Origin of the sequence: Bacillus sp. JKS001846, assembly GCF_900176455.1 — a bacterium.
Classification (GTDB): Bacteria; Bacillota; Bacilli; order Bacillales; family Bacillaceae_G; genus Bacillus_A; species Bacillus_A cereus.
This window is the reverse complement of sequence record NZ_FWYG01000001.1, coordinates 878,258-885,000: the sequence shown is the minus strand read 5'-3', so window position 1 is coordinate 885,000 and position 6,743 is coordinate 878,258. Positions and strand designations below refer to the sequence as shown.

Sequence of the window (6,743 nt, the reverse complement as noted above, 5' to 3'; positions counted from 1 at the left end):
CACATTTCTTTTTTTATATCATATACTTAAACGAAATATCTCTTTCATGTATGAGCAATTCCTACATATATTTTATATAAAGTTACTCTATCAAAAGACGTTTCTTTCTATAATAAGCGTTTTATTCATATAGCATATCATACAAGGAGGAATATATATGGACTATACCGATTTATTAATCAAACTAGGTCTCTCGGCTATTTTAGGATTTGCCATTGGTTTAGAACGCGAATTAAAACGGAAACCACTTGGTTTAAAAACGTGTTTAGTTATTTCTATTATTAGTTGCCTCCTAACGATTGTTTCTATTAAAGCAGCTTATAACTTACCACATACCGATCATATGAATATGGATCCACTTCGACTTGCCGCTCAAATTGTATCAGGAATTGGTTTTTTAGGTGCTGGCGTAATTTTAAGAAGAGGCAACGATAGCATTGCAGGGCTCACGACTGCCGCTATGATCTGGGGTGCTTCTGGTATTGGTATTGCTGTTGGGGCCGGATTCTATATTGAAGCGATATTCGGAATGTGTTTCCTTATGATTAGTGTCGAACTTATACCACTCGCAATGAAATATGTAGGCCCTAGATCATTTCGTCAACGTGATATCGCTGTGAAACTTGTTGTACGAAATATGGACAATATCCCAATCGTAATTGAAGAAATAAAAGAAATGGATATAAAAGTTAAGAATATGAAGCTTAAAACATTAGAAAACGGTTCTCACTATTTACATCTTAAACTGTCCATTGATCAAAAAAGACATACCGCTGATGTTTACTATGCTCTCCAGCATCTTGAAAGTGTCCAACAAACTGAAGTGGAAAGTATGTAACGTAAAACAAACTCTCTTTAATTAGAGAGTTTTTCTTTTTTCTATAATGGCAACAATGAATGTAGTCCTACAAAGTAAGGAGGAATAGGCAATTGAAATCCCGTCCGAATTTAGTAGATACATTTCGTGATTCCATTATTTTTCGTTTGATTTGTTTTATTATTGTACTGACTGCTTTTTCCGGTTTTCTTATACATAGATTAGAACCTTTTCATTTCACTACATGGTTTGACGGAATTTGGTGGTCAATCGTTACCATTTTTACAGTTGGATATGGCGACTTTGCTCCCCATACGACGATAGGAAAACTAATAGGTATAAGTATTATTTTATTAGGAACTGGCTTTTGTTCTTATTATATGGTGCTGTTTGCTACCGAGATGATTAGTAAACAATATATGAAAATTAAAGGTGAAGAAGCCGCTACTTCTAACGGTCATATGATTATCGTTGGCTGGAATGAGCGCGCAAAACATGTTGTAAAGCAAATGCACGTATTACAACCAAACCTTGATATCGTTTTAATTGATGAAACACTTTCTTTACTTCCAAAACCATTTCATCATTTAGAATTTATAAAAGGTTGTCCGCATCACGATCAAACTTTATTAAAGGCTAATATTGCAACGGCACACACCATATTAATAACAGCGGATAAAGAAAAAAATGAAAGCTTAGCGGATACACAGTCCATTTTAAATATTTTAACTGCAAAAGGGCTCAACCCAAACATTCACTGCATCGCTGAACTTCTTACTTCTGAACAAATACAAAATGCAACGAGAGCTGGCGCGTCAGAAATTATAGAAGGAAATAAATTAACGAGCTATGTATTTACCGCTTCTCTTTTATTCCCTTCCATTTCAGGTGTACTATTTTCACTTTACGACGAAATCTCTGATAATAAATTACAACTGATGGAGCTTCCATCGTCCTGCACCGGACAAACTTTTGCCAATTGTAGCTATACTCTTTTAAAGCAAAACATTCTCTTACTAGGTATAAAGCGCGACGAACAATATATGATTAATCCAGTTCATTCCTTTGTTCTCATTGAAAGCGACATACTCATTGTTATTCACCATTAGTAAAATGACGCTCTAATTCTTGCATGAGCACTTTCCCAATATTGATATATTTTCTTTTCACATCTCCATCTGGATCTTTCGGCTCAGCAAATTGATCCATTCCACTTGTTCCAGCTGTTAAAGTATTCACATTATCATCTAGTTCGTCTTGATATACGTGCGAAAGAATATACGGCGTTCCAAGACGAACTATTACGCCTGGTACATCTAGTTCTCCATCAATGGCTGTAAATGGCACTCGTAAAAATTGATACCCATCTTCTTCATCGATTTTGTAATCGAAGCATCCTTTATCATAATCCCAATTACCACCAATGCTATATCCAAGTGGTTTCATAATCTCTTCTAACTTATATAACGCATATGTACGTCCTTCTAAATTTGATTGAATCGGAATCAAGCCCATCCCTCCTAGACTTTTCCTTTAGCATACCCACTTTAGTTTGAATATACTGATGGACTTTTCGATAAAATAATAAAAAGCGACCGGAATCCGGTCGCTTTTTATTATTTTAAACGCTCTTCTAATTCTGCTTTTAATTCTTCAAATCCTGGTTTACCAAGTAAAGCAAACATGTTTTTCTTATATGCTTCTACTCCAGGTTGGTCAAATGGATTCACGCCTAATAAGTAGCCGCTCATCGCACATGCTTTTTCGAAGAAGTATACAAGGTAACCGAATGTGTACTCATTTAATTCAGGAATATTGACGATTAAGTTTGGTACTCCCCCGTCGCTATGTGCAAGTAATGTACCTTCGTATGCTTTTGTGTTTACAAAGTCTACGGTTTCACCAGCAAGGTAGTTTAATCCGTCTAAATCGTTTTCTTCTGATTCGATTGTTAGTTCATGTGTAGATTTACCTACTTTAAGAACTGTTTCAAATAAGTCACGACGACCTTCTTGAACGTATTGACCTAATGAGTGTAAATCAGTTGAGAAGTTTGCTGAAGATGGGAAAATACCTTTTTGATCTTTTCCTTCACTTTCACCAAATAACTGTTTCCACCACTCAGCGAAGTATTGAAGTGCTGGTTCATAGTTAACAAGCATTTCAATTGTTTTTCCTTTATTGTATAAAGCGTTACGAACTACTGCATATTGGTAAGCTGGATTTTCTTCTAGTTCTGATGTTCCGAAGTCATCACGACCAGCAGCTGCACCTTTCATCATCTCTTCAATATTTAAGCCACTTACTGCGATTGGTAATAAACCAACTGGCGTTAATACAGAGAAACGACCTCCAACATCATCTGGAATAACAAATGTTTCGTAACCTTCGTTATCAGCTAATGTTTTTAATGCACCACGCGCTTTATCTGTAGTTGCATAAATACGTTTGCGAGCTTCTTCTTTTCCATACTTTTCTTCTAATAACTTACGGAAGATACGGAATGCTAGTGCTGGCTCTGTTGTTGTACCTGATTTGGAAATAACGTTAATAGAGAAGTCTTTACCTTCTAATACGTCCATTAAATCTTTCATGTAAGTGGAGCTAATGTTTTGTCCAACAAATAGCACTTGTGGAGTTTTACGTTGTTCTTTAGAAAGCGTGTTGTAGAAAGAATGGTTTAACATTTCGATTGCTGCACGTGCTCCTAAGTAAGAACCACCGATACCTACAACAAGTAAAATGTCAGAGTCATTTTTAATTTTTTCTGCGCATTTTTGAATGCGAGCAAATTCTTCTTTGTCATATTGAAGCGGAAGGTCTACCCACCCAAGGAAATCGTTCCCAGCTCCAGTTTTTTCGTGGATTGCGTGATGTGTTACTTTCACTGCATCACGTAAATAAGTGATTTCATGTTCACCGATGAAGGATAACGCTTTAGAATAGTCGAACGTTACATGTGTACTCATCTTTTTCCCTCCAATTATGGATATGTATTTCTGTATTCACTTTAGCGAAACTGAAGTTGTAAATCAAGCGATTCAAACATTGTAAACGTAACCAATATATATTTTTTAGAAAAAGTTCATTTTTTGCATAAAAATTCGCATTTTTCGGTATAGATGTATATACATCTTCTTTCAAACATTTTTTATGTATAAAAACAACATAACTACCCCATTCTATAAAAGAGTTAATTAACTCATCGCTTGCTCATGCTTCACAATTAAGGGGGGCTTTTTCATGAGTACTTTACAACGTATCGCATTAGTCTTTACTGTAATTGGCGCTGTGAACTGGGGACTAATCGGGTTTTTCCAGTTTGACTTAGTAGCAGCCATTTTCGGTGGACAAAATTCAGCTCTTGCACGTATTATTTACGGCATCGTTGGTATATCTGGGCTTATCAACCTTGGTTTACTGTTTAAACCATCTGAAAATCTTGGTACGCACCCAGAAACAAACGAAATTCGATAATCAGTATGTCCTTTCACCTCCGACATACGAATATGATTGCATGCAATCATATTTGCAAATATATATCATAAGATAAAGTAAAAGAGGAACGCTCATATGCGTTCCTCTTTTACTTTGTTAACTCGGACTCTTCAATCCATTCTGCCAACTTTTCTCGCAGCGTATTAAATCCGTTTTCAGATGGGTTCGGTATAAGAATCCTTCCTTGTTTTCTTTTCGCCGCTTTTAACGATAAACTCATTTTTCTGTGCTCTTCATCAATTGAAAGTACCTTTACTTCTACTGTATCGCCGACCTTTAAAAAGTCATGAATATCCTTTACATATCCATTTGTAATTTCAGATATATGCACAAGCCCTTGTGTTTCTGCATCTAACGCTACAAACGCACCGTAATCTTGAATTCCAGTCACTTTCCCTGTTACAACCACTCCTGTTGTATATTGTTCTGACATATGAAACACTCCCATACGTTTACCATTCTCTCTACAATTATAGAGAGCAAAGCAGATATATTTATTTTAAATATCCGATTGGTTAGTACGCATTCTAGATAACGTTATCTAGAATGCGTATACCTTATATTAGTAAATTATACCACTATGACAGAACTCATTCAAAATTCATGAAAAATTTCCCTTAAAGAAGTATAATTATCCAATATTGGGATAGACTACTAACACATGGCTTTCTAGTATTCCCCCCCTTTTATGGACAAAACGTATTACGTTTTGTCCTTTTTTTATTCTCTACAAACCGTTCCATTCTCTTCATTGCTTCCATAAGTTGTTCAAGCGATGTTGCATAAGAACAACGAATAAAACCTTCACCACTTTCGCCAAATACGCTACCAGGGACAACAGCCACTTTTTCTTCCAGCAATAACTGTTCTGCAAATTCCGCTGAAGATAATCCTGTTGAAGATATAGAAGGGAAAACATAAAATGCTCCGCCTGGCACATGACACGTTAAGCCCATTTCATTGAAAGATTTCGTCATGAAGTTACGACGCTTCTTATAACTATCTCTCATTCGAATCACTTCATCGTTCCCTGCGCGTAACGCCTCAAGTGCTGCAAACTGAGACATCGTCGGTGCACACATCATTGAATACTGATGGATTTTGAGCATTAATTCTGAAAATTGAACAGGAGCTGCAATCATACCGAGACGCCATCCTGTCATCGCAAACCCTTTTGAAAATCCCGAAATTAAAATCGTATGCTCACGCATATTTTTAATACTCGCGAAACTTGTATATACTTCGTCGTATACAAGCTCTGCATAAATTTCATCAGATAATACAATTAGATTGTACTTCTCAACAATCACTGCTATTTCTTCAAGCTCGGATTTATTTAGCATTGCACCTGTCGGGTTATTTGGTGAACAAAGCAAAATCGCCTTTGTTTTCGCTGTAATAACTGCTTCAATCTGTTCTGGTAGTACTTTAAACTCGTTTTCTAAAGTAGTCGCCACAGGAACCGGAACTCCTCCAGCTAATGTCACAAGTGGTGCATAAGAAACGAAGCTTGGTTCAATAATGAGCACTTCATCATCAGGATTTATAATGGCGCGCATCGCTACATCTAACGCCTGGCTCGCTCCAACTGTAACAATGATTTCATCACTTGGGTCATAAGATACTGCAAATTGTTTTTTTAGATACTTTGCTATTTCTTGACGGAGCTCTAATAATCCTGCATTTGCTGTATATGACGTATACCCTTGTTCCAAAGAACGAATACATGCTTGCCTTACATTCCAAGGGGTAACAAAATCCGGCTCTCCTACCCCGAGGGAAATAACACCTTTCATATTTGCTGCTAAATCAAAAAATTTTCGAATACCAGATGGTTTTAAAGATTCTGCTGATCTAGATAGTTCAAATTGCTTCATGGTGTCACCACAATTCGCTTATCATCATCGTCTTTTTCATAAATAACACCCTCATGTTTATACTTCTTCAAAATGAAATGAGTAGTTGTAGAAACGACAGATTCAATTGTTGCTAATTTCTCAGAAACAAACATCGCTACTTCCCCCATCGTTTTCCCTTCTAATGTAATAGAAAGATCATATGTCCCTGACATTAAATAAACGGATTTCACTTCTGAATAACGATAAATTTGCTCAGCAACCGCATCAAATCCAACGCCGTGCTTTGGCGTAACTTTCACATCGATCATTGCCGTTAAACCTGTATGTTCTTTCACTTTCGTCCAATCGATATGTGTTACATAATCCACAATAATCTTTTCATTTTCTAATCTCGCAACCATCTTCTTTACTTCTTCTACTTCTATATTTAACAGCTTCGCTAATGTATCTACAGATAATCGACTACTCTTTTCAAGACAAGCTAATAATTCTAATTCTTTTTCTGTCACCATATAAATCATCCTTCCTTTTCGTTTGTGTCTAAATTATACAAATACCCTTTCAAGTTT

8 protein-coding genes are annotated in these 6,743 nt (G+C 36.2%); 3 read left to right on the top strand and 5 right to left on the bottom strand.

What is annotated here, in order from left to right; translation table 11 throughout:
- The first annotated feature begins 157 nt into the window (after positions 1–157).
- Both B9A45_RS04725 and B9A45_RS04720 read left to right on the top strand, forming a co-directional pair.
- Positions 158–838, top strand: coding sequence for an MgtC/SapB family protein (locus tag B9A45_RS04725; protein WP_000386676.1), 681 nt, complete (start codon positions 158–160; stop codon positions 836–838).
- 92 nt (positions 839–930) lie between these two features.
- Positions 931–1,926 carry a potassium channel family protein gene (locus B9A45_RS04720; protein WP_016110869.1) on the top strand — a complete coding sequence of 332 codons (996 nt, stop codon included), beginning with the start codon at positions 931–933 and terminating at the stop codon, positions 1,924–1,926.
- Here the strand turns inward: B9A45_RS04720 and B9A45_RS04715 are convergent.
- A complete protein-coding gene (locus B9A45_RS04715) occupies positions 1,913–2,326 on the bottom strand; it encodes a YugN-like family protein (RefSeq protein ID WP_000612334.1) in 414 nt (137 codons plus the stop codon). The genes B9A45_RS04720 and B9A45_RS04715 overlap by 14 nt on opposite strands.
- Positions 2,327–2,433: 107 nt before the next feature.
- Entirely contained in the window at positions 2,434–3,786 is a 1,353-nt protein-coding gene (locus B9A45_RS04710; protein ID WP_000103658.1) for a glucose-6-phosphate isomerase, read from the bottom strand.
- 274 nt (positions 3,787–4,060) lie between these two features.
- Between B9A45_RS04710 and B9A45_RS04700 the strand changes: the two genes are divergently transcribed.
- Complete coding sequence (locus B9A45_RS04700) at positions 4,061–4,294, top strand: DUF378 domain-containing protein (protein ID WP_000105788.1); 234 nt, start codon at positions 4,061–4,063, stop codon at positions 4,292–4,294.
- 109 nt (positions 4,295–4,403) lie between these two features.
- Here the strand turns inward: B9A45_RS04700 and yugI are convergent, their stop codons facing one another.
- The 3 genes from yugI to B9A45_RS04685 form a co-directional block, all read right to left on the bottom strand.
- Positions 4,404–4,748: a S1 domain-containing post-transcriptional regulator GSP13 gene (gene yugI / locus B9A45_RS04695; RefSeq protein ID WP_000003764.1), complete on the bottom strand. Its 345-nt coding sequence runs from the start codon at positions 4,746–4,748 to the stop codon at positions 4,404–4,406.
- Positions 4,749–5,001: 253 nt separating this feature from the next.
- Positions 5,002–6,192 (bottom strand): aminotransferase, encoded by a 1,191-nt coding sequence (locus tag B9A45_RS04690; protein ID WP_000808526.1) that lies wholly within the window; start codon positions 6,190–6,192, stop codon positions 5,002–5,004.
- On the bottom strand, positions 6,189–6,686 hold the full coding sequence (locus tag B9A45_RS04685; RefSeq protein WP_000255696.1) for an Lrp/AsnC family transcriptional regulator: 498 nt from the start codon (positions 6,684–6,686) through the stop codon (positions 6,189–6,191). Before B9A45_RS04685 ends, B9A45_RS04690 begins: the two co-directional genes overlap by 4 nt.
- Between the last annotated feature and the right edge of the window lie 57 nt (positions 6,687–6,743).